The organism is Alkalicella caledoniensis, assembly GCF_014467015.1.
In the GTDB taxonomy this organism is placed as follows: Bacteria; Bacillota; Proteinivoracia; order Proteinivoracales; family Proteinivoracaceae; genus Alkalicella; species Alkalicella caledoniensis.
The window spans coordinates 41,947-65,498 of record NZ_CP058559.1; the positions used below are offsets into that span (position 1 = coordinate 41,947).

General features: G+C 39.2%; 19 protein-coding genes. All 19 read right to left on the reverse strand.

The genetic code is table 11. The features are described 5' to 3' along the window. Nucleotides 1-13 precede the first annotated feature (13 nt). Nucleotides 14-610, reverse strand: coding sequence for a hypothetical protein (locus HYG86_RS00235; protein WP_213166990.1), 597 nt, complete (start codon nt 608-610; stop codon nt 14-16). Nucleotides 611-751: 141 nt separating this feature from the next. Continuing rightward, nucleotides 752-3,109, reverse strand: a complete 2,358-nt coding sequence (locus HYG86_RS00240) for a S8 family peptidase (RefSeq protein ID WP_213166991.1) — start codon at nt 3,107-3,109, stop codon at nt 752-754. Nucleotides 3,110-3,129: 20 nt separating this feature from the next. Further along, nucleotides 3,130-4,224 (reverse strand): AAA family ATPase, encoded by a 1,095-nt coding sequence (locus HYG86_RS00245; RefSeq protein ID WP_213166992.1) that lies wholly within the window; start codon nt 4,222-4,224, stop codon nt 3,130-3,132. A gap of 246 nt (nt 4,225-4,470) precedes the next feature. After that, complete coding sequence (locus HYG86_RS00250) at nt 4,471-8,202, reverse strand: recombinase family protein (RefSeq protein WP_213166993.1); 3,732 nt, start codon at nt 8,200-8,202, stop codon at nt 4,471-4,473. Nucleotides 8,203-8,337: 135 nt separating this feature from the next. After that, nucleotides 8,338-10,002: a recombinase family protein gene (locus HYG86_RS00255; RefSeq protein ID WP_213166994.1), complete on the reverse strand. Its 1,665-nt coding sequence runs from the start codon at nt 10,000-10,002 to the stop codon at nt 8,338-8,340. Beyond that, nucleotides 10,002-11,636, reverse strand: a complete 1,635-nt coding sequence (locus HYG86_RS00260) for a recombinase family protein (RefSeq protein WP_213166995.1) — start codon at nt 11,634-11,636, stop codon at nt 10,002-10,004. The genes HYG86_RS00255 and HYG86_RS00260 overlap by 1 nt, the downstream gene beginning before the upstream one ends. A gap of 242 nt (nt 11,637-11,878) precedes the next feature. Continuing rightward, nucleotides 11,879-12,529, reverse strand: a complete 651-nt coding sequence (locus HYG86_RS18410) for an SPOR domain-containing protein (protein WP_425489231.1) — start codon at nt 12,527-12,529, stop codon at nt 11,879-11,881. Between the two features lie 175 nt (nt 12,530-12,704). Continuing rightward, complete coding sequence (locus HYG86_RS00275) at nt 12,705-14,498, reverse strand: reverse transcriptase domain-containing protein (RefSeq protein WP_213166996.1); 1,794 nt, start codon at nt 14,496-14,498, stop codon at nt 12,705-12,707. Between the two features lie 520 nt (nt 14,499-15,018). Further along, nucleotides 15,019-15,345: a peptidoglycan recognition protein family protein gene (locus HYG86_RS00280; RefSeq protein WP_246451843.1), complete on the reverse strand. Its 327-nt coding sequence runs from the start codon at nt 15,343-15,345 to the stop codon at nt 15,019-15,021. Continuing rightward, nucleotides 15,332-15,748 carry a phage holin family protein gene (locus tag HYG86_RS00285; RefSeq protein ID WP_213166997.1) on the reverse strand — a complete coding sequence of 139 codons (417 nt, stop codon included), beginning with the start codon at nt 15,746-15,748 and terminating at the stop codon, nt 15,332-15,334. Before HYG86_RS00285 ends, HYG86_RS00280 begins: the two co-directional genes overlap by 14 nt. 86 nt (nt 15,749-15,834) lie before the next feature. Then, complete coding sequence (locus tag HYG86_RS00290) at nt 15,835-16,905, reverse strand: hypothetical protein (protein WP_213166998.1); 1,071 nt, start codon at nt 16,903-16,905, stop codon at nt 15,835-15,837. A gap of 1 nt (nt 16,906) precedes the next feature. After that, nucleotides 16,907-18,304, reverse strand: coding sequence for a phage tail spike protein (locus tag HYG86_RS00295; protein ID WP_213166999.1), 1,398 nt, complete (start codon nt 18,302-18,304; stop codon nt 16,907-16,909). Further along, a complete protein-coding gene (locus HYG86_RS00300; protein ID WP_213167000.1) occupies nt 18,304-19,011 on the reverse strand; it encodes a distal tail protein Dit in 708 nt (235 codons plus the stop codon). The genes HYG86_RS00295 and HYG86_RS00300 overlap by 1 nt, the downstream gene beginning before the upstream one ends. Next, nucleotides 19,011-21,731 carry a phage tail tape measure protein gene (locus tag HYG86_RS00305; protein WP_213167001.1) on the reverse strand — a complete coding sequence of 907 codons (2,721 nt, stop codon included), beginning with the start codon at nt 21,729-21,731 and terminating at the stop codon, nt 19,011-19,013. The genes HYG86_RS00300 and HYG86_RS00305 overlap by 1 nt, the downstream gene beginning before the upstream one ends. Nucleotides 21,732-21,798: 67 nt before the next feature. Further along, entirely contained in the window at nt 21,799-21,954 is a 156-nt protein-coding gene (locus HYG86_RS00310) for a hypothetical protein (RefSeq protein WP_213167002.1), read from the reverse strand. A gap of 11 nt (nt 21,955-21,965) precedes the next feature. After that, complete coding sequence (gene gpG / locus HYG86_RS00315) at nt 21,966-22,265, reverse strand: phage tail assembly chaperone G (RefSeq protein WP_213167003.1); 300 nt, start codon at nt 22,263-22,265, stop codon at nt 21,966-21,968. 15 nt (nt 22,266-22,280) lie between these two features. Further along, the gene (locus HYG86_RS00320) at nt 22,281-22,865 is read right to left on the reverse strand and encodes a major tail protein (protein ID WP_213167004.1); all 585 of its coding nucleotides are present in this window, start codon (nt 22,863-22,865) and stop codon (nt 22,281-22,283) included. After that, nucleotides 22,866-23,192 carry a hypothetical protein gene (locus HYG86_RS00325; protein ID WP_213167005.1) on the reverse strand — a complete coding sequence of 109 codons (327 nt, stop codon included), beginning with the start codon at nt 23,190-23,192 and terminating at the stop codon, nt 22,866-22,868. It abuts the gene before it with no gap. Then, nucleotides 23,189-23,551, reverse strand: coding sequence for an HK97-gp10 family putative phage morphogenesis protein (locus HYG86_RS00330; protein ID WP_246451995.1), 363 nt, complete (start codon nt 23,549-23,551; stop codon nt 23,189-23,191). Before HYG86_RS00330 ends, HYG86_RS00325 begins: the two co-directional genes overlap by 4 nt. Nucleotide 23,552: the final 1 nt, after the last annotated feature.

The window sequence follows — 23,552 nt, forward strand, 5'->3', positions numbered from 1 at the left end:
AAGCATTCCTTGTTTAATTGGCTTGGATCATTTTTGATATCTCACCAAGGTATGGCAGTAGAGCAATTCCAACTTCAATTCCTTTGTCAACAACATATTTTAAAATACTACCTAGCTTCTTTGATGTTTTCTCTTTATCACCACTTCTAACCAAAATTTCAAGAGCAGCTATTTTCTCTTCTAAGGCTTCCTTATCTTCATTAGAAAGAGTATCATCCGGGAGATTATTTATACTATCTATAGCCTGAGTTACTGTTACAGTAACCGACGAACTTGCAGTGGCTGTTGAAGATGAGTCATTGTTATTTGTGTTGTTGATATTCAAAATTGACTGTTTTAATTTAAGCATTTCTAGCTCATCTTTTCTAATGTCATCTTCACGTTTCAGATTTGCTTTATAATTAATTAGTATGGCTTTTAACACCGCTAAGTCTTTGAAATAATCTACGGAGGAACTTCCCCACCCATAAAGCGTTAGCTGAGATTTTATATGAGTAATCTCTTCTTCAAATACCCCAATAACCTCTTTGACTAGCTCCTCGGCTTTTGATCTATCCTTTGAATCAATATACTCAGCGCACTTTTCAATATAATTAATTAAAATACTCATTTTATCCATATAAACATCTTCCATCCCGTCTATGTTCTCAATAGTAATTACAATTTAAAAATAGCCCCACCAAGTAGCTGGATAATTTCAATCTGCCTACTCAGTGGGGTCCTTTTTTCTTAATGCTGCATCAATATATTTTTAGTTTCGAATTGTAACATCCGTTTGAAGCTTGATGCTGTTATGCCAGAAGTTGTACTCATTTAGCTTCTGGTTTGCTTCATTATATACAGGCTTTGTTCCCGTTGGATCCTTTATGGTTACCATTAAACAGAACTCTTGACTTGGCACTGAGCCTTCTTGCTGAGATTTCACTTCGATATGATCTCTGTAAAGTCCTCTGATATATAAGTACCAGTTCTTATCTTTAGTAAGAAACTTTTTCTGATTTCCATCAGTCATTTCCGATAGATTCACAGCGTATTTTTTCACAGGGTAGTACTTGTCCCCATATTTTATCAAAAGTCTTTCCTTTAGGGCAAATTCATCAGTATTGCTTCTCATCTTTTTCTTACTGTAATAATCTTCAAGAAGTACATTTTGAGACCCGTCTCGCCCTACTGGATTTAGAATATTTCGCTTCGTTGTATCTCTATCTTTTTTACCATCATAAGTACCCATCTTAATATCCACATTGGATTGGCAGTACTCCGCTCGCTGGCTTGAATCCAAAATAGGGTTATAGACTAGGGTCACAACAATCTGCCCAGTGAAATAATCTCCATCAACAAGACAGTCCGGCATAGGGAAATCCATCATGTCTATGTACTCCCCTTTTGCAATTTCATCTCTAAGAATCAGCGTTACTTCATGAGGTGAATTGTAAAGTATCTCTCTTACTGGCTGTGGCTTTCCAAACCCGACTTGATTTACCCTTTCAGTAACAGGAACATTAAGGTTTTCTGAGTAGCTTGCAGAATGAACCATTAATGCTTTGATTAGTAATGGATCAAACTCTTCATCCATTTCTTGATGAAGGCCTGCTGCAAGTGCTGCAATCCTTGGAGTTGAATAGCTTGTTCCCACAGATTGACGAACAGCGCCATCCAAACCAAATGATTTAACGCCTGTTGTAACCATACTGCCATTCCCATCAGTACCAGCATTCCCACCATAATGTACAATCTCTGGCTTTATAATGTAGGATGGGCCTCTGCCAATACGTGTAAATGGGGAAGGGTTATCAACCTCTGCAAAGTCTAAAGACGCTTTCTTATGGGCCAGAGAGCCGACCACAATGGAACGGACACTATCAGCTCCTTGATGAATCTTTCCCTTTGGATGGCCTTTTCTAAAATTTCCGCAGTTTCCCGCTGACTTACAGATTAGCACCCCATACTGGTCCTGCAGAGCATCAAGAGCTACTGCAAAATCTGAAAAACTATACTCATCTACTTCGTTAACAACACTAATGGATAAATTCCATACTTTAACCTTTCGATGGTGGGCCTTTACAGCCTCTTGGATATTTCTAATTAACTCATCCTCTTCAATTCCTTCTTTATCTGTATCTGGATATACACAGGCATCTAGGATTTTGACACCCTCAGTTCCTACCCATTCTTGATCTTCTAGATGATCACCATAAACAACCACACCAGATACAAAAGTTCCATGATCTCTTTTTACATATGGTTCTGGATAAGCTGTATACCTCTCTTCAGTAAGCCATGGTTTTAAATGAGGAATATCTGCCACTCCATTATCTAATACTCCAACTATTGCATATTTTTTCCCTTGTTTAGGGCTAGAAATATTAATAGTAGCTTCATCTTCTCCCATATCCAATGCAACTGTGTATTTTGGCATTGGCTCTATAGAGAAGATCGCTTCAAAAACTTCATTTTGATTAATTGACATAAACTCATCAAGATTAACACCTTTAATATTGTAAACCACGTGACTTGGGGTGTAGTTGGTCCTAGATATCTCCAAGCCTAATTCTTTTATAGACCTTTCAAAATAGTTCCTTATGGCTGTATTTTGCTCGTAGTTTTGGAAGTCAATAAGTTTAACCTTGTAATCAATAGGCTCTGAGCTTTCACTTTTATCAATAATCGGTTTAAAATCCGAAATACTATCAATAGCTGATAGCGCATGAGCATAGCGTTGTGTATTATTAAGGCGTTCGATAATCTTCTCTACTTCCCGAGAGTCATCCACCTTGATAATTAATTCGTCTTCTTCCGCTAAACCAAGTACATTATTATCTGTACCTGTTCTAAAAAGATTGCTAACTTCACGCCTATGGGTCTTAGCCGTAGCATCATCAATAATTTTAGTCTTGAAAACAACAGGAATTAACGAATTTTCTTTTTCTTTTTTCAACACTTCAGCTTTAAATTCTTGAACAACATCTACAAAGGCTCTAGATTTAATCATCAGCTCTTCTGGACTCAAGACGAACTTAGGAGGATCTCCGCCTCCACCAGCTTCCACCCTCATGTTATCGACTTCTCTTTTAGCAAAAAACTTAATTGGTAATCTTTCATCTGCCATTTACTACACCACCCCTCGTTTTATTCTGGCGAACTTGCTACATCTCTCACCTTCCGTAATGAATAATTGAAATTGTCACTAACTTCCTTTTGAGTCACGCCATATTGCAATAAATACTTGATAAATTCATTCTCGCTTATAATCTTATGATTCCGATATAAATAAACTTCTTGAAGCATATCCCAGTTATGTGTTGCTCCCTTTTTGTTGATGATAGATTTCTTTATGGTATTGTTTACGACTGTCTTTACATCCGCATGGCTAATGCCTTCAAAGGCCGCTGCCAACATTTCTAGTTTTTTATCGTTCTCAACCACATTGCTTTTTAGACTTTTTACATGAAGTTTAATCAGCTGCATAATCTCTTCTTTATTAGGTTTTTCCAAAGTAATAATCTTAGAGAATCTTCTCCACACAGCAGGGTCCAACAGTTCATGATGATTAGTTGCTGCAATAAGGATACTGTTTTGACTAAAATCATCTATATTTTGAAGTAGGCTATTCACAACCCTTTTTAATTCCCCTAGTTCATGCTTATCATCTCTTAATTTTGCAACAACATCAAATTCATCTAGGAACAAGATGCAGTCTCTCTTCGAAGCATAGTCAAAGATTTTTCTTATGTTCTTTGCTGTACTACCAAGAAGCGATGATACTAGACCATCTAATCTTACTGTTACAAGTGGTAATCCTGTTTTATATGCAATAAATCTCGCCACCGTTGTTTTCCCACATCCCGGTGGACCGTATAAAAGTAAAGAGCTAACCATTTCAATCCCAGCACGTAGTATTTCATCTCTCTCCTCGTAGCCATGAATGAACTCGTCAATCTCTTCATGTATATAAGACTTCAAAATAGGTGCTTCAAATGATTTATCCGGTATAAAAATATCCACCATATCCATACGACTCTCCGTATCTACTGGCTTGGTGGAGAAATCATCTAAAGATGCCATCCTCGTTTTCTTATTCACTAAAAGAGATCGTATTTTCTTGGCAAGAGAAGCATCTCCAGATTTCTCTAAGTTTTCAGCGAGAACCTGAGCATAATTATAAACCTTCTCTTTATCGCCAATCATTCCACCTTCTATAATTTTAACAATCTCTGTATACATTTCGCATTCCTCCAGACAGTAATATTTTAACCCACACAGATACATTTGTCAATGTATTTGTTATTTTTATTCCCATTTTCGTTAGATTTATTCCGTTATTCGTTATATTTTATCGTTCTATCGTTATTTTGTTGCTTGATTTCGTTATCTTTCATTTTAACCAGCGTAGTGTCTCCCCCTAAATAAAAAAGAACCAAGGCCAGAGCTTCTTTCATACTGACTGCTTGGTTCTTTATCTAATACTTTTTAAATTGAGATGTATCTTTGATGGCGATTTCCAGGATCTTCAGGAATTGTATACTTTAATCTTTTCATTTTCATTAAAGGCTTTATAACTGATTTTCTAAAATAGCTATAGGATATTTGCTTCCTCTCATTCATGAAGGCGTGCAGCTCTTTATACTGTTTAGGTTCTTTACAATACTCAAGCATAGCTTTTACATCTGGCCCATTTAGAAAATCTAGCTTCTTAGCTTTTCTTATTTTCTCTCTCCGTGTATCAAGTAACTTCTGAAATTCTTCGTACCTGTAATCTATGGTCCACTCAATACCTAAGTGAAGTTGGTAAACTATACCCCCATCTTTATAAATCCACGCTTCCTTAATAACCCTATCAAATATGGATGCCTCAAAATACATAAACTTTTCAGGATCTATTCCTTCCATGCTATTGATTCTTCCTTCATCTACTTTTTCTATCTCTTTTATAAACCATGCTAGCTCCTGCCCAAGCTCATCCACCTTAACCTCACGATCCGTGTATTCCTTCAGTTTGCTTTGTAACGCCACTATTTTCTCGGTCAATTCATCTACCTTCTTTGAATCCTGGCCCTTCTTATTAAGCTCTTGATCTACTACCTTATACAAAGTTTGATTCAGGTTTTCTATCTGCATCTTAATATCGTCTTTATCTCTTTGTTCTTCTTTGCTAAGCTTAAGGGAATTAATATACTTCATTACTTTAGACTGAAATGCACTACCATGATTTTTTATGTGTTGCAGGGTCTTCATGAAATGAAGCTCTAAATACTTCTGGTTTAATTGATGGGTGTCACATTTGTCTACTAAAAAACCTTTGTGGGCCCTATTACAAATCCAACTATGTTTTTCTATCGAACCCTCAATAACTCTTCTATGCCCAATGGGTGAACCGCACTCACTACAATTTAATAACCCTTCAAACGATTTATTTTTTCTTCCATCTTTGGGGTATTTCATTTTATTTCGATTGACAAATTTCTCTGCTCGTTTTTCAAGAATCTCTTGTACCCTTTCCCAGTCATCACTTGAAACAATGGCTTCATGGCGGTTTTCAATTAAGTACTGTGGTAACTCACCCCTATTTGGCGCCTTCTTATCTGATAGGGTGTCTTTGGTATAGGTCTTTTGATATAAATAATTTCCTCGATAAACTTCACTCATTACCATAAATTTTACGGTCTGAAGCCACCACTGGCCATTACCAGTTGATGTTTTAACTCCCTTAAAATTAAGGTCCTTAGCTATTTGATTGTAGCTTTTTCCGTCAAGAATATCTTGATACATTCCTCTAATAACCTCAGCTTCTTCCTCTACTATTTCCCACTCTCCATTTTTTCCTGCTCTGTAGCCATAGGGAGTAATACTTGGATTAACAATTCCCCTTTCAGCATATCGCCTTTTCCCCCATGACATAGCCTCCCCAGTATTTATGCTCTCTTCCTGTGCGATGCTTCCAAAGATTGAAATCATCAAATCACTTTTTTCATCTTTTGTATGAATGCATTCTTTCTCAAAGTATACATAGACTGGGTTTGGTAGGTTTTTGAGCATACGGATTTTTTCAAGGCAATCCAGAGAGTTTCGGCTAAACCTTGAAATTGATTTTGTTAATATCAAATCTACATTGCCCGCTTTGCATTCATCCATTAGCTTTAGAAACTCATTTCTATTTCTGAGGGATTTTCCTGATATTCCTTCATCAGCATATATCCCGGCATATTCATATTGGGGATCTTTAAGAATAAGGTAGGTATAGTAGGCCACTTGGGTTTTCAAACTAACCATTTGCTCTTCTGAGTCAGTTGAAATTCTACAATAAGCCGCAGTCTTTAATTTAGGCTTATCGACCCTAGGAAGCAGATCCTTACGATCTCTTAAAAGTAGATTAGCATTCAAACTTTTATTTAAACTCTTCATCACATAATCCTTCTGCCCTGGCTCTATTTTGATGATGTCAGAATATGCGTTAAGACTCAAATCAACATCCTCCTTCCCCTTAGATTTTTTCACGTCAGCTTTATCTTTATTAGGGCCATTATCCCTTTCAAAGAAATAAAGCTCTTCACTTTTACTACCTTCTATTTTTTTAGCAGGCTCAAATGTCATGTCATTCTTCGGTTCTACTTTATCTAATTTGGCCTGCTTTTCTTTATAAATTGCTTTTAACTTCTCTGCATCTCCCATCTCCGTCTGAGTACCATCAATCCAGCGAACAGTATAGTCCTCAGGTGTATAAATAATTAACTCTGAAATCCATGCCCGCATTATTTCAATGGTTACATTTGAAAGGAATAACTCCAGTGATTTATTTTCTTTAAGCCAAGTGATAGCATTTACTCTAAGCCCTCTATCATCCTCAATCTTTGCTACCTTGTTTTCAAAGTCCCGGTATTCCTTTTCCATCCGATCAATGTCTATGGATGTATCAGGAATTTCTGAAAGTGCTAGCTTTCTTTTAACAATTTCAATCTCTGTAATGTATTTGAGGCGATGAAATTCAAAATGGTCATTCTGGTTAATTACTTGAAGCTCCTTCAAAAGCTCTGTCACTACTGCATCACAAGTTAAATCATACTTTGTCTGCATGGCCCTTAGCATCATCTCTCGAAGCATATGTTTTTTATAGGTAATCGAATCACAGATTTTCATTACCCTGGGTGCGCACCGGTAATTTTGAAGTTCACGCTTATATTCGCAGCTGAACTTGTATCCACACCTACCACACTCTAATCTTCCCGATAATGAGTTATAGGCTTTTGGTTTTACCGGACCACGCTTTTGAGTACTTCCTTCTATTTTCTTTTGAACCAGATTAAATAAATCGGTGCTAATTATTGCTTCATGAGAATTCTCTATAAACACCAAATCTCGCTGCCCATACTGTACTTTATTTGTAAACAAATCCCTTGTTATCTCTCTAGCAAGTTTGTTCCCTGTGTAGGTCACATTTTTAAGGACAGCTTTCACAAGTTGGGATGACCATATATCTTTTCCCTTAATAGTTTTGATCTTCTTACCACTTAAGTTTCTGCCAATATCCGTAAAAGAAAGCCCCTCAAGATACAGATTAAAGATCATCTTGACCACCTCTGCTTCTTCGTCAATGATCTCAAGGGTCTGATCATCTCCCTCTCCCACCACTTTATAGCCTAGTAATCGCCCGAACTTTGGACTCCCTTTAAGAAACTTCTTTTCATACCCCCACATGGTTGAATTGGAGATGCTTTCAATTTCCTCCTGGGCCAATGCAGCATAGGTACTTAATAGAAATTTATTATAATCCGTCGAGGTGTCTATCTTTTCTTTCTCAAAGTAGATTCCTACCTCTAGCTCTTTTAAGCGATTGACTAAGTCTATCAGTTCTTTGGAGTTTCGAGAAAACCTTGAAATGTTCTTTGTAAGAATCAGGTCAATCTTACCTTCTTCCGCATGACGAATTAATCTTTGAAATCCCCTCCTTCTACTAACTGAGGCTCCACTTACTCCATTGTCATAATAAATGCCTACAAATCGCCAATTGGGTTTACTCTTAATATAATGTGTATAGTGATGGACCTGATTCTCAAGAGACCTTAATTGCTCTTGTTCTTTTAAACTTACTCGACAATAAGCTGCCACTTTAATTCCAGCCTCATTACTTTCAAATGGACTTTGATGCCTTTCGTTAATGGGATTCCAAAGGGTCTGGACCCATAATCGTTTATCATTATCTTTCAATAAAAAAACTCCCTTCTTCAGTTGTGTTCTACCTATAAATAGATAGCTATAGGTATGTTCACTCTGTACCAGAGATATTGCAAGTTCTTTCTCTAGTTTTGAAAGGAGTTTTTTATATTTTGTTTGATTTATTCCTTATTTGGGTCTTTTAGCAAGGATTTTGCGCTTAACCCCACACTTAAATATAAATTCTACTATGTGATTTTTATATACTGTCACCCGTTCGATGGTTTTTACAAAGGCTTTTGAGTCAAATTCATCATCCGGTTTTTCTATCAAGTGAAGGTATTCAAGAAGCTTATCTAGGTTCTTCTTTAGATAAATACTCTCTTGTTTGTTTTTATAAAGGCCTTCATGCTCCATCTGTAGAATTTCCTGCTCATAAATTAGGTGTCTAAGATTTGCTTCATATAGTGGATCATGGGTCGTCATTTCTCTTTCAGATAGCTGAGTGATCTGGTCAGATACCCTGTCAATTTGTTCTTCCAATTCTTTAAGTCTAGCCTCTTCAGATTCAGTTAAAGCACATTCTTCTATGGCTTTATTGGCGTCCGCCATGACTCTCCCTATATTTTTCTGCATGTCATATAGTAGTTTCATAAAGCCTATCTCAAGGGCTGTTTCCCAAACATACTGGCTATTACAATCCTGAAACTCTGGATCCCTTCTGCAAGCTGCTCTACAATGCCATGTGGTGAAATAATATTTTTCCCCTTTTTTTGAAGATGTCATTCTCCTCCTAGTGACAGGCCTTCCACACTCACCGCAAAACAGTCGGTTTGAAAATGGTGAGGTTCCGCTATAACACATCCGGTATTTCTCATCCGGGTCTCGGAGCATTTTATTCCTTCTGTCCAGCTCCTCCTGAACCGCATACCAATCTTCCTCAGGAATTATGGCTGGGTGGGTATTCCTTATAAAATACTGGGGCTGATGGTCCTTGTTTCTCACCCTTTTATGGGTAAGAAAATCTACCGTGACCGATTTTTGTGCCAAGCAGTGGCCCATATACTTTTCATTTTTTAAAATTTTATAAACAGCATCACTGGTCCAGGTTTTATTTCCTCTAGCGGTTTTAAGACCATCTTTCGTGAGTCCTTTGGCAATGGTTGGTGTCCCTTTTCCATCTAGCAGCTCCTGGAAGATGCGTCTTACAATTTCAGCTTGTTCTTCATCAATGAATATCTGCCCTTCTTCATCGGTATCATAGCCTAAAAAGTAGGTGGTTGGGATATGAGGTTTTCCTTGAGAAAATCGTTTTTGAACTCCCCACTTTGTGTTTTCACTAATGGACCTTGATTCTTCCTGAGCCATAGATGAAAGAATGGTTAAAAAGAGCTCACTTTTACTGTCTAATGTGTCCAGGTTTTCCTTTTCAAAATACACGCCACAGGGCTTTGGTAGGTTCTTCAGCATTCGAACCGTTGACAAGCAGTCCAGTGTATTTCTGGCAAATCGACTAATGGATTTGGTAATAATGTAGTCAATCTTACCAGCCTTTGCATCTTCAATCATTTCTAAAAATCCTGCTCGATTTTTCGTTGAGGTTCCAGTAATTCCCTCATCAGTGTAAACCTTATAAAGTTCCCATGCCGGATTTTTTTGAATGTAGTCTGTGTAATATTCAACTTGAAGCTCATAACTGCCGCTTTGATGTTCTTCCATAGTGGATACCCTGGCATAAGCAGCGATTTTCTTTTTCTGTCCATCAACATGTTCTGCATTTCGATTAGTTCGAACCCTTGCAGGAATAACCTTAACTCTTGATGTCCCACCAGGTCTAGATTGGTTTGTGATCATTATGTCTCCTCTCCTTCCTCGATTTCTACAGTGGTTTCATCTCCGTTGATCCAGGAGATGGTAAATAAAAAAGGCGATACCGCTTTTATACGGACCACCCATCCTCTGAGAAATTCAATATTATTTTTTGTTACTTGTAATTCTTTTGCTGGCGAGGTTTTCTCCTTGATCTCAGCCAGTCTTGATAGTGCTTTTTTCCGGTAGATATCATCAGCATCTACTAACTGCCACCAAGACTCTTTTATAACTATCTGGTTTTCTACTTCCTTTCTTTTCTCTGTAAACTCTTTTGGGTCTTCACTTTTAAAAATGGCGTTGTTCTCAGCTAAGAGTGCACGTTCAAGGGTAAGACGTAGTTGATTTTGTTGAGCAGCTCTAATAGAAACAGCACTCTGTAGTTCTTTTATAAGATTTATAATTTGACGCCTTCCTTGACCTATTGCACTTTCATATCGCTGGTCAAAAGCTTTAACCATGGCTTTTAAAATTCTTTCCTCCTTTATCCCTTTCATTTTACAAAGCTGATTACTTATGGTTTGATGACCGCACCTCCAAGTCACAACTTCTCTACATACATATCGGTGAAGGTTATAGCCACATTCTCCACAAACCAGTCTCCCCGATAGAGGATAAGACTTTTTCTTACCTCTTTTTAAGTTTTGCTTATTATTAGCCATACGTTTTTGAACTGCCTCAAATGTTTTACGGTCAATGATTGGTTCGTGGTTATTCTTTATTAAAAACTGGCTTCTCTCTCCATTATTTTTTACTGACTCATGACTTAAATGATCTTTGGTATAGGTCTTTTGGCAAAGCACATCGCCAGTATAACGTTCATTGCTCAGCATGTCCCGTATAGCTATTGCAGTCCATTCTTTTTTTCCATTTGCCTTTTTATATCCTTTTCCTATGAAAGACTGGGCAATCTGTCTAAATCCCAATCCCTCTAAATAAAGCTGAAAAGCTTCTCTAACAATCTTCGCTTCTTCTTCAACCACAATCCAGGCCCTATTTTTCTCCTTCTTATATCCAAGTATCCGACAGAAGATACCTTCGCCTTGTTCAAATCGTTTTGAATTGGCCCAGGTAATGTTTGATGAGGTGCTTCTGCTTTCTTCCTGAGCCACTGCTGAAAGCATGGTTAAAATAAATTCACTTTGCATACTACTTGTATCAAGTTGCTCTTTCTCGAATACCACATTTACACCTACATTGCTTAAGGTTCTGATGGTATTTAAGGTGTCAGTTACATTTCTAGCAAACCGAGATATGGATTTGCAAAGGATCGTATCAATCTTTCCTTCTATAGCATCCCTTACCATTTTGTTAAACCCTGTCCGTTTCTCTATTTGGGTTCCCGTCTTTCCCCTGTCGGAGTAAATGCCTGCAAACTGCCAATGTGGATTGGAGCGGATATAGTTTGTGTAATGTATCATTTGATTTTCAAGGGACTCTTCTTGAGGGTCCGATAATGAACTTACACGGCAGTAGCTGGCTACTTTAGGTCTTTCTGGTTGTACTTTAAGCGCTGAAGTTCCTGCCTCCCCATATTGGAGTTTGCTTATAACCGTTACTGTATGTCCATCTGAATAGTCTTTAAAATTAAAATTATTTTGAGTTAATGAGTTTTGCATGTTTTCGCCTCCTTTCATCAGATTTATCTCTGCTTTGTGGTCATGTCCTTAGCTCCATACAATCTACTAATTAAAAAATATATCCCCGCCAAACCCTTTGTTCACCTGGGTTATACGGTTTTGGGGTTATAGTATATATCACTCAAAAGGCCTCTAATAGCAAGTAATACTTTGATAAAAAGGATAAAAAAAGAGCTGATGCTATTCTGATAACACCAGCTCTAAATATTCGATTTTTTCTCTTAATCGTATTTCATATAAGCATCAAATCCTGCCTTTTTAAGACGATTCATTAAAGCTTCTGCATTCTCTTTTTTACCAAAGGCACCTACCTGAACCCGATAGAACTTTTGAGTAGTTTTTGATTCAGGCTCAGGGTTGACCTCTACACCTTTACTCACCAGATCTAGAATGTCTTTATCTGCCCAAGTCATAATGCCGTCCTTCTCAGCCATGTTATTTTTAAGAATGGTCCTACCTAAGAGTACACATTCTTTTCCACCTTTTATAACCGGCCTATTACCAGACTTATCTTGAGTGATTAAATGATAATTCCATTTCACCCAATTCGGAATAATAGGCCCATTTTGATAATAGCGTTTAGCTGATGCTTTAATTTCTACAATATCTCCGGCTTCTAAATCATCTTTATCCTCTACCGCTTTAGCATTGTTTAATGCTTTCTTTACTGCCGCTCTAAAGGTATCCATACTCTCTCCATGCTTTGGAAACCAGTGCATCGGGTCCGCATGATTGCTGGCTATGCCCTGTCTATGCCCTTCAGCATGACCGATGATATCTTTTTCAGTAAGACCATACTCCCTGCAAAGAAATACACATAAGGCTACTGCATTTTTCCAGGCCGCCCTAAAATATGCTTCATTCTTTTTCACACCATAACCCACCATATTAGCGCCGTCAGAATAAGAAAACCCACCCGGTTCACAGTAGAGTAGGAAAGCGCCGCCTTATTGTATTTCTACAACAGGTTTGCGCAGACCCCTCCCCGAACCGTGCTTACACCTCTCGATGTACACGGCTCTCCATTGTTACTCAATTATTCAAAACTCAATTTCTGTGGATTTCTTTGTGACAATCTCGACAGACCACCATAGTTTTTCGGTTTCGCGCTATTAGGTATTTCTCCCATGGAGCTTTTCCCTTCAAGTCTTTGAGCCTTTTAACATGGTGTATTTCATAGTGTGTCGCTTCGGTTGTTCCACACAACTTACAAACTCTTGCTTTTAATCCATCTTCAAAAGGGTTACGTTTATGACTATAGATAACTGCGTCATTACGTATTTTGTCACTAAATGAACTTTGCCCTTTACAATCAGAATATTTTGCGAAATAGAGTCGTTTTTCACCTTTAGCCGTCTTATATGGTACACACCATTTCCCTTGCCCATCTTGATGCGAGCGAATAATTTGGGCAATGCTGCTTTTACGCTTTGCTGCAAGTGTTTTTAAGCAACTATACTCCATAAGGTAAGCAAAGTAATTTAAGTTGTTAAAATTACTTGCCATTCGGTAGTAGTTGCATATTCCCCGCAATTCTGCGTTGTAGGTTGAAACAATCTCGTATTCCGTGATTTGTAGCAAGCTTGGGCGGTGGACAAAGCGATACTTACCGTTAATCTGTTTCACTATACCTTTATCTAACAGAAAACGTTCAATTTTATCTTTGAATGGAACCGTGAGTTCCACTTTGTTGTTAAGCGTTCTTTTGGTATACCCATTTCCACCCTGTTTGATTTGACTGTTACGCCTTACACAAACATCATAGCCTAGAAATCTTGCTTTGTTGTGGCTGTGAGTAATAAGTGTTTTTTCTTCACTGAGTTCCATTTTCAGCGTATTTCTGATAAATGTTTTCAGTTCCGATTTTACCCATTCACAGTCAGATTTACTTCCGATAACCCCGATAAGGAAATCATCTGCATAACGCACATATTTAATTTTCTTATCCTCTTGTAATTTACTAGGGGTTGAAAGCTGTTTCGCTCTAGTTTGTCGTAATTCAGCAAGTAGTGCCGGCTTTTGGTGCTCATCCGCATTTTCTAACTTCTTTCTCAAGCGGACTGCTTTACTTCGTAGTCTTGAATATTCCGGTGTTCTCTTGCCTCGGGGTAAGGGCTTGTCAAATTTAGCTTTTAGCTGTTCAACAAACATGTCCAACTCGTGCAAGTATATATTGGCTAGTACAGGTGAAATTATTCCACCTTGGGGCGTCCCACTATATGTACTGTGGTATCGCCAATCTTCCATATATCCTGCCTTTAAGAATTTGCGAATAAGTTGGTTGAAACGCGCGTCCTTGATTTTCTTTCCTATCAATTCAGCGAGCACATTGTGATTAATGTTATCAAAACAGCCTTTGATATCACCTTCGACGAACCATTTCACTCCATTGAATCCTTTTGATACCATTCCTAGAGCGGTATGACAGCTTCTGTTAGGTCTGAAGCCATGGGAAGTATCACAAAATGTAGGTTCATAAATAGCTTCTAGAATCATTCTGATTACTTCCTGAACCAATTTATCAGTGAATGTCGGAAGTCCTAAAGGACGTAATTTATTACTTTGCTTTTTTGCAATATACGTCCTACGTACAGGCTTAGGTGTATAGGTTCCATCTGTTAGACTTTGGATAATAAGCTCTATCTTTTCCTCGCTGAAGCCATCTGCTGTGTCATTATCGACACCAGGTGTTGCTGCGCCACTATTGGCATACAGATTTTTGTAAGCAAGAAAATAGATGTCTGGTCTTTGCAGGTAACGGTAAACCCGCGTGAAAATTTCATTCTTGTTGCGATTTGAGTTTTGATTCATTCTCTCCAAAATCTCAATTGTTGGTTTCATTGAGGTATTCCTCCCTAATCAATATAAATTTTGGCGCGTAACAACTGCTTCCCTTCGCCATGTAAGGGTCATTACCCCTCGCGGACTACTATGGAAGCTCCGTACCCATGCAGAATATTCAAGCCCTTTAGCTATAGCCGTTTCCGGCGTTTCTGTTTAGGGTATCCCCAGTTAACAATGCCAATAGGTATGTGGATTTTCGGATACGTTTTCGTTTCTTTACCATTGGTTCTCCAACAGGTCATGTGAACTAAATGATAACCAATTGCGCGAAATCTGTACGCAATTACATTCACATCAGAGGTTACAGGCAAATTTCCTCTGTCCGGGCATTAACAGAAACTCGAAACTTACGTTCAACAAACCCAGTTTTATCCTCATATCCACTTGTCATTGCGGTTCAGTCGCATCTGATTGCCTTTAGATGACTTACCGCTTTCCTGCCATGCTATGTTCCCGTGTCAGCTTTCGCCTTTCGGTTGGGCAGGTTGACAATAGCGTTATCTTACTATGCGGTACCTTAAACCGCTGTTGACATTGCCCTATCTGGGCGCACTATCTCAAAACCGATGTGGGTATTATTCGCATCTCCTCCTGCATGCCAGCCTCTGTGATTCCAGGGAAGGTACTGCCAGATTTCCTTATCATCTAAAAAGGCATGGACACAAACCTGCCTGTTAATCTCTCCCGCCCTAAAGGACTTATTCCACCTGCTAAACCAAGCACCTGCCATCACTCCAGGTGTTGCTGTGGAATGGACCATAATGCCTTTAGGAGTAATTTTTCGATTAGCTGTATAGCAGTCGTTTCTTGTCATGAATTTGGTTTTTAGATTACTTAGTGCCATCCTTATCCCCTCCACTTTTTAGTTGTTCTAAGACATCTACCAGTTTCTTAGGTATCGGTAGTCCAAGCCTTGTAGCATTTTCAATGATGCTAATTCCTTCATTGGACATATAAAAGAAAATAACTGCAGTTCGAATGGCACTGCCATCACCTATGATATTTTGGTCAATGATATGGGCCACTCCTACTAAAGAAAAAATCACCACTTTCTTAAAAATTCCTCTAGCACCTACATCGCTGGACAGGTGTTTTTCAATGATGGCACACATGACTCCTAAGATGTAGTCAATGACAACGAAAGCTATTAGAGCATATAAAAACCCATCGTAACCTCCAAGAAACCAGCCCAGCCATCCGCCGATGGCAGCAAATATTATCTGAACAACATTCCAAATCTCTCTCATGTTCTTTCCCTCACTTTCATAAAAGTTTTATCTATTAAAAAAACGCCCGGTGAAGGACGTCATATCATTCTCTTAAGTTGTTGTATTTAGTAAGGAGCGTAATAGACAAACCCGTTCCCTTTCACGTAGAAGCCATCTCCCGGTACATAAATAGCACCACCAAACATATTGCCGTGGGGTGTTAGAGCAAAGCCTGGCTGTTCTACTCCTTCCCAATAAATCCCGTCTGCTGAAGCATAAAGCATATTTTGAGTAAAGAGAGCATATTTTCCCCAGTCCTTCATCCATACAATATTTTGAGGATTTGGCGCTCTGTTATCTGCTAAATCTCCATAGTGGGATAGGTTGGTCTCAATAAGCTGGGTGGCACTATCATTTAGGACACACAGATTAACACTAAAATTCCCCGGAGATCCATGGTATCTAAAGCGGTGAACAAAAAGTTTGTTATTAACAGACCGAATGTACATGTAGCGATGATCCAGTGGATCTTCTGGAATGGTAGTAGTCCATGCCCAAGGTGTGGCAGAGCTTGCTACAGCTATGGATTTATCTCCTCCAACCACCCCTACAAAGTTTCCTTTATGGGCAGTCATATACTTAAAAATCGGTACAGAATTTCCATCAGAGCCTGTAAGGGTCCATTCTGTTCTTTCCGTAAGGGAATCAAAGCTGTAATAGACAGGTGACTTATACCACCACCAGCTTACAACCCCTACATTCCTTGTAATGTCGTAAGCCCCTGTTTCCATATGGTTTTGGGCACCTCTACAAAATCCTGCATTATGCCAGGTGATACCGTCAAAGGAAGCGATGATGTTAGCAAGCCCTACGATTCTAGCTAAAAAAACACCATCTCCTGCCCATAGGATTTCTGGTATTCCGTGATTCCACCAAGGCACATCGGCGATGGTCCACTGCTTTGTTTGATGGTTGAAATATGACATCCTGGGGTTCTGTGCTCTATAAACTGCTATTTGGGCATTTCCGTTATCAAATACATCAATCCTTGTTGCACTGCCGGTTTGAGGGTAGCCAAAATGATGATAATAGCGTTTTTCCCACTTTAATGTTGGGATGGGAAGAATAAGATTTCCCCTACCACCAAAGGCTGTCCATATGGCTAGTGTATTATTAAATCTTTCATGATAGGTCACTTTACTCCCCCTCCCATACCTTTTCTATTGCTGTAATTCTGCCACTACTATCTGTGGTAAAGTTGTATTTTGCCTTTTTCCCATCAGCGTAAACAATATCAAAACTTGTCATATCCACTATCAGAGTGGATACTTCTTTTAATAAAAGTTCTGAAAATATTCCTTCGAGAGTGATGCTGGTCATACGGCCTGAATCATCTAAGGTAAAACTGTAATCTGCATGGTACTGATGGGTGCTGCCCCTCTCCACCTCATAGGTGACATGAATCATATTTTCTTCAATACTAATGTTTTTTACTATGGTATAAGAGACTCCCAAATCATCTAGCTGGGTTCTAATACCACCAATGGATTCATCCACCTCTTGAAAGTTTTCATCGACATTCTCTTTAAATTCCTCAATGTACTGGTCTAGTGTATAAAGAGGTTTTCCCAGTTCCACTTTGGTATTTTGAGACCTCAAGATATCTTTTTCTATGGAGATCACTTTAATTTTAAAATCTACTCCAAGAAGCTTATGCTTTACGGTTACGGTGTCTCCAATGCTTACTTTTAAAAGCGGCTTATAATCCTCATACTCCTTGGTGTGTTCAAGCTGGATAAAATCCACTTGATAATTAACTGCAAAGCCTGCATGTTCATAAAGGTAGTTCTCCGCCATTTGTCTAAGGCTTTCTTCATCCTTGGCTTCTTTAAAGTCCACTCTCTTGATGAGTTTAAAATCCGGATAGTCTGCGCCTGACCACTGGGCATTAATAAGATATTTTTCTGGTAGGGTTAGTCCTTCTGCCCCAACAGGATAAATTCCCGTTAGGACTTCGTCGGCACTGAGCTTCTCGTTAATCCCCGTGATGTTTTTTCCATAGGCTACAGTAACCCCTTTATCATTTAAGTGTCTTCCATTAATCTTTATATGAAAATTATCTCTGAAAAGCTCACTCTTCCACCTATTAGCCACCATAAACATGGCCTGGGAAGCGGACCTTCTAATAAAATACTGGGTGTTTAATGCTTCAATATCACTTTCAATGGTATAGATATCTGTTAAGCCTGCTTCATCTAAAACCATCTCCATAGCATCAATGGCCTTTTTATCTACTGCCCTTCGATCTTCGATGAAATAATGATTGAGATCATAAAAGATATGCCTTCCACTAACCCTTAGAAGGTTACTAGGTATGTCTTTTTCTACATGATAAATCCTGAAAAGCTGTCCATCTGCTTTGATAATATTAAAAGGCTTTAGATGCTTTTTCTTCTCTAAATGCAGGGGATAGGAGAGCTTAATTTCATAAATTCCGTTTAGCTTTTCTAGGGTTTTGCACTCTGAGCACTTATCTAAAATACCTAGCCCATTGGTTGAGAAGTTACTTTCCTTCTTGTCATAAACCGTAATCATTATAACCACCGCCAATTTGGAAGTACTTCAAGTTTTGTCACATTCCCAGTCCAGGATATAATATTCTCACCAGACTTTAGAAGTGGAAGCTCCCCTACCATTTTAGAATTGAGATTGTTCATGGCATCATCATAACAGTCCTGGATTTCAGAGTTTAAGATGATTTTTCCTTGAGTTCCATTTAGTCCTATGGATTGATCATTAATATTTAATAGGATATCCCCATTTCCATACACATAAATAACAGGTTCACTCTCTAGGGTTCCTGGATTGTTGATTAACTCTCCGCTTGTATTCAAAGTTATTAACTGGTTTTGAACTGCATATTTAAAAGGATGACAGTTAAAGATTATCGGAAAGCTTGAAGTGTATTTATAGACTTGGGTGAAGTCGATGGCATTTACCACTTGAGCAATGTATTTCTTATCTTCAGAAAAACTAAAAATAAGGTCACTTTCCCCAGCATTAAAAAGCCAAGCCTTTATGGTATCTAATCTTTCCACTAAGTTCTCTGTATCTATAAGGCCACATTCCACCACGATGGTAATGTCTTCATAGGTGTTTTCATCGTAATGAACCCTGCCATGCCTTCCTGGAATATCCATATAATGTACTCTTCTTTTAGGAGAGGGAAGGTTAGGCCTTTTGGCAATAACTATCCCGTAATCTTCATAGCTGTTCTTTCCGCCAAATGTAAAACTAAGCATTAGCCTCGCCCCCTTCCAAGTGATACTCTTTGACGATAGAACTCCAGCTCATAGGCCAGTTGTTCAATATCTTTTTCAGTGTTGTTTACAAATTTATCTATATTAAGGGTAAGTCCTCCACCACGACCAGTGCTATCTCCCATAATTTGATTGGTCTGATAATCGTTATAAATTTTACTTCCACGGGGTAGCTCTACAAGTTCTGGGCCAAGTTCCCCTACCATGGTTAGTCCCCCTTGGAAGAAGGAAGTTCCTGCAAAGTTCTTTCTAAAAGGAGCGGTTACGGTGTTGACCACATTCTCTGTAATATTTCTAATTCTATTGGTGAAGGTGGCTTCTTTGTTTTCCACCCTTTGGTTATTCCATTCACGGATTCTGCTAATTCCACCTTGAATGGCATCTCTTACCCTTGAAAAGGCACCAGATACTTTACTGGCCATAGAAGAGAATTTTCCACCGGTTACGCTATCCATGGTGTTTAGTGCGGCACCCCAAACGGACTTATAGCCTTCAGTATAGGTGGTAATAACCCCTCTAATACCTCCACCGTTTTCTTCGATTCTTCCTTTGATGTTGCTCCAAGCTGAAGCTGTATTACTCTTTAAAAACTCCCATGTTTCATTGGTTCTGCCCTTTACATTGTCCCAGCTAGAGCTTATATTTTCTCTAATGTTCCCTAGCGTCTGTGAAGTGCTGTCTTTGATATTTCCCCACTTCTCTGAAATGCCCCCTCTAATGGATTCCCATCTTTCAGATGTAGCGGTTTTGACATTGTCCCATCCATTACGGATAGATTCTCCCATGGAAGATAAAGTTTCGCTGGTACTTTCCTTGATACTAGTCCATCTTTCACTAATCCCTGTTTTAACATTTTCCCAGGCTTCAGCTGTGCTTTCTTTGATCGAGTTCCACCGTTCAGCTATGGCATCTTTCAGTTCTCCTGCCTTCTCCTTAATGGTATCCCAGTTTTTATAGAGAGCCACACCAACTGCAGTAATTCCAACAATGGCTGCAACAGCGATCCCAATAGGTCCTGTTAAAGCTGTAAAGGCAGCAGCTAATACGCCTTTAATGGCAACAAGTCCACCTGCAGCTGCAGAGGCCCCTCCTACGGCGGCGGTTTTACCTGCGATAGCGAGTGATATCTTAGAGAACGCACCAATAATGGCTCCTGCTCCTGCTACAATCTTTCCTCCAATAATTAAAAGAGGTCCTACTGCTGCAGCTAGGGCAGCTACTTTTACTATCGTTTCTTGGGTAGCTGGACTAAGGTTAGAAAACCACTCCACTGCTCTTTGAAGATTTTCAACTAAAGTCTTCAGATGCGGAACGAGGATTTCAAAGATCTCAATGGCTACTCCTTCAAGTTGGGATTTTAAAATGGTAAGTTGCCCCTGAAGGTTGTCCTGCATAATATCTGCCATTTCACCGGCAGCACCACTGTATTCTCTTGTAGCATCTGTAAGCTTTTTATAATCTTCATCGGTGGCATTTATCACTGCAAGCATTCCACTCATGGCTTCTTTTCCAAAGAGGGTGGCGGCATATTGGGCCTGCTGCTCTTGAGTAAGGTTTCCAAAGGAACCCCTAAGTTGATCCATTACATCTTTGAAGGGTAGCATGTTCCCTTGAGCGTCCGTAAGATTTAAACCTAATTCATCAATAATTTTAGCCGCTTGTGATGTAGGCTGAGTAAGCCTTGTAATGGCACCTCTTAAAGTTGTACCGGCTTGGGACCCTTTAATTCCCGCATTGGCCATAAGCCCAAGGGCTAAAGCGGCATCTTCTGCACTGTAGCCTAGGGATCCAAAGAGTGGCGCTACATATTTAAAGGACTCCCCTAGCATTCCTACATTGGTATTGGCATTACTTGAGGCACTGGCTAAAAGGTCTGCAAAGTCTCCGGCATCTGAAGCCTGCATACCAAAGGCGGTGAGGGCATCAGTGACGATATCAGATACTGAAGCTAAACTTTCTCCGCTGGCTGCTGCAAGCATCATGACACCATCTAGACCATCCATCATTTGTGTTGTATCCCAACCTGCCATGGCCATATAGTTTAGAGCCTGGGCTGATTCACTGGCACTGAACTTTGTGCTTGAACCCATCTCTTTTGCTTTATCACTAAGCTTCTCTAAATCCTCTCCTGTGGCTCCTGAGATGGCCTGAACTTTGCTCATTTCAGCTTGAAAATCCGAACCGATTTTAACTGCTGCAGCTCCAATCCCCACAATCGGTAGGGTGACTTTTTTTGTGAGGTCTTTTCCTACGCTTTCCATCTTTTTACCGATGTCTTGCATAGACTGACCGATTGGCTCTAGGCTTTTTCCAAGCTTATACCAACTAGAGGATTGGACTTCGATTTGTCGATTAACGCTGGTTAGGTCCTGTTCCATCTGAACCAGTCTTGTTCTGGCTTGATTTAGTTTTATTTCTAAGTCTCCAGTAGCCTTAGCATCTTTTCCTTTTGTCTCTACGGACTTTTGATGGGCCTTTTCTAAAGCCTCTACTTTTTGCCTTTGGAGTTCTTTTTGTTTGGTTAAAGAGTCTGATTTGGTTTTTAATTTATCCAGCTCACTACCATGTTTCCCAAGCTCTGTGCTTGCCAGCTTAAACTCCGACTGAACCTTTCTCATTTCTTGATTCAGTTTTCCAATCCCATTTTGAAAGCCAGTAGAATCAAGACCTACCCTGACATTAAGTTGACCGATATCTGCCATATCCCTCACCTCCCCTTGGCATAAAATTTAGTTAACATGGGCAATAAAAAAACACCCATTTTAGGTGTTATAAAATCTCATCAATATAGGTTTGTTCCGTGGAAATCTTTCTTTTAAGAAGCTTTAAATAGTAGATCATATCCATCTCATCAATTTCATGAAGCTTCCAGCCTTTGTTTAAGAGAACCAGATAAAACTGATCAATAAACTCCTGGGGATCCATGAAGTTCCCCTCTATTCGTTTTTTTCATCACCCGCTGTGGCTTCTCCCATTTCCCCTACCACTTCATTAATACAATTCATCATGGTGGGTATCAGCTCTTTTGAAGGTAGCCCATCATAGACATCGTCAATGGTAAACTGATGAGAAAACAGTTCTACAATAAACCCTACCATTTGATCCAGTTCCTCTGGAGCCATGTCATTAAAGTTAATGCCCTTTGACACTTCAATGGTTCGTCTCACCATTCTCGCTGAAATAAAATCAGTGATAAAGGTTTTATCTTTCCCCTTTATTTTAAGTGTAATCTGCATCTTTTAACCTCCCATCTAATCTTCTAATCCTTCACCATTTTCCTCTTCCAGTGCATCACCTGGTACTTTTTCAAACCAGCTATCAGCTCCTATAAACTCTGGTGTACCTTCATCGGCAGTTCTTTTCCACTCTCCATCATAAGCCCTTGGCATAAAGACAAATTTTAGCTGCGGCGTCTTATGCTCCACATTATCCTTTTTTGTGGAATAATCCTCTGCCATGGGCTGGGCCACACCTTTTAATAGCCAGATGTATCTATACTTCCCACTTGACTTTTGACTTCTAAATCCAAGGGCCACATGAGGTGGTTTGTCAGACGCCTTTTCAATTAAAACCCCATCCTTTACTTCACTTCCTGTAAGCTCTGCCCTGGTCTTAAGCTGAAGGTCTGCAGTTTCAATTTCCACATCAATCTTTCCAAGAGCCGATACCGATTCCCACAGCTGATCATCTGCATAAAGTTCCTGGGTATTGACTGTAGGGTTAATGGTGGCGTTCATGGCGCCTGCTAAAGGCTTAATCTCACCATAAAGGACACCTTCGTTTGTATCTTCTTCTAAAATAGCATAGTGTAAATCTTTAAGTCCTACTTGAGCCATTTACTTTTCCTCCCTTCGATAGCGCATCACTTTGTGATACACCTTTGTATCCTTTTCATAAAGGTCATAAAAATTCAGTTTAATAAATCCTGCTTCTTTCATCTGCTCGTGTACTTGTTTTACTAAATCCGTATAGTCTTCTTTAGACCACAAGTCTATCTGAATATACTGGCCACCGATTTCCTCTTCATCATCTGCATGAAGCTCTGCCTTTTCCAGATAAGTAAAGAAGGTGATGTAGGTTTCTGCTTTTCCGCTATAGGTTTGAAAAGCTACTGGAATATTTAAAGGACTAAGGGCCATCAGAATATCTTTATTTAAACTCATAGCCCCAGCCCCTTTCTAATCTCTTCTGATATCTTATTCATGGCTTCATTTTTGGATTTTTCATAGCCTCTACCCATAAAGGGATTAGCCTTAATGTGGACCGTTCCAAATTCTATAAACTTGCCATAAAAGCCATCATTTCCCGGACCTACTTCTACATGCTTCATCCCATCTTTGGTTTTCACACCAGATGTTTTAATGCTTTTCTTAAGGGTTCCTGAGCGGACAGGCGCTTCATTTTTTATGGCATCTTCCACCACACTGCCGGCTTCTCTTAAGGCTTTATTCTCCACCCTTTTACTCTGATCACCTAACTTTTGAAGTTCTGATAAAAGCTCTTCAACTCCTTCAAGTTCCATC

What these genes read in the sequence shown, in the direction of transcription:
- HYG86_RS00235 (WP_213166990.1), bottom strand. Translation starts at nt 610, where the DNA reads ATGAGTATTTTAATTAATTATATTGAAAAGTGCGCTGAGTATATTGAT.
- HYG86_RS00240 (WP_213166991.1), bottom strand. Translation starts at nt 3,109, where the DNA reads ATGGCAGATGAAAGATTACCAATTAAGTTTTTTGCTAAAAGAGAAGTC.
- HYG86_RS00245 (WP_213166992.1), bottom strand. Translation starts at nt 4,224, where the DNA reads ATGTATACAGAGATTGTTAAAATTATAGAAGGTGGAATGATTGGCGAT.
- HYG86_RS00255 (WP_213166994.1), bottom strand. Translation starts at nt 10,002, where the DNA reads ATGATCACAAACCAATCTAGACCTGGTGGGACATCAAGAGTTAAGGTT.
- HYG86_RS00260 (WP_213166995.1), bottom strand. Translation starts at nt 11,636, where the DNA reads ATGCAAAACTCATTAACTCAAAATAATTTTAATTTTAAAGACTATTCA.
- HYG86_RS00275 (WP_213166996.1), bottom strand. Translation starts at nt 14,498, where the DNA reads ATGAAACCAACAATTGAGATTTTGGAGAGAATGAATCAAAACTCAAAT.
- HYG86_RS00280 (WP_246451843.1), bottom strand. Translation starts at nt 15,345, where the DNA reads ATGGCACTAAGTAATCTAAAAACCAAATTCATGACAAGAAACGACTGC.
- HYG86_RS00285 (WP_213166997.1), bottom strand. Translation starts at nt 15,748, where the DNA reads ATGAGAGAGATTTGGAATGTTGTTCAGATAATATTTGCTGCCATCGGC.
- HYG86_RS00295 (WP_213166999.1), bottom strand. Translation starts at nt 18,304, where the DNA reads ATGATTACGGTTTATGACAAGAAGGAAAGTAACTTCTCAACCAATGGG.
- HYG86_RS00300 (WP_213167000.1), bottom strand. Translation starts at nt 19,011, where the DNA reads ATGCTTAGTTTTACATTTGGCGGAAAGAACAGCTATGAAGATTACGGG.
- HYG86_RS00305 (WP_213167001.1), bottom strand. Translation starts at nt 21,731, where the DNA reads ATGGCAGATATCGGTCAACTTAATGTCAGGGTAGGTCTTGATTCTACT.
- HYG86_RS00310 (WP_213167002.1), bottom strand. Translation starts at nt 21,954, where the DNA reads ATGGATCCCCAGGAGTTTATTGATCAGTTTTATCTGGTTCTCTTAAAC.
- gpG (WP_213167003.1), bottom strand. Translation starts at nt 22,265, where the DNA reads ATGCAGATTACACTTAAAATAAAGGGGAAAGATAAAACCTTTATCACT.
- HYG86_RS00320 (WP_213167004.1), bottom strand. Translation starts at nt 22,865, where the DNA reads ATGGCTCAAGTAGGACTTAAAGATTTACACTATGCTATTTTAGAAGAA.
- HYG86_RS00325 (WP_213167005.1), bottom strand. Translation starts at nt 23,192, where the DNA reads ATGAGTTTAAATAAAGATATTCTGATGGCCCTTAGTCCTTTAAATATT.
- HYG86_RS00330 (WP_246451995.1), bottom strand. Translation starts at nt 23,551, where the DNA reads ATGGAACTTGAAGGAGTTGAAGAGCTTTTATCAGAACTTCAAAAGTTA.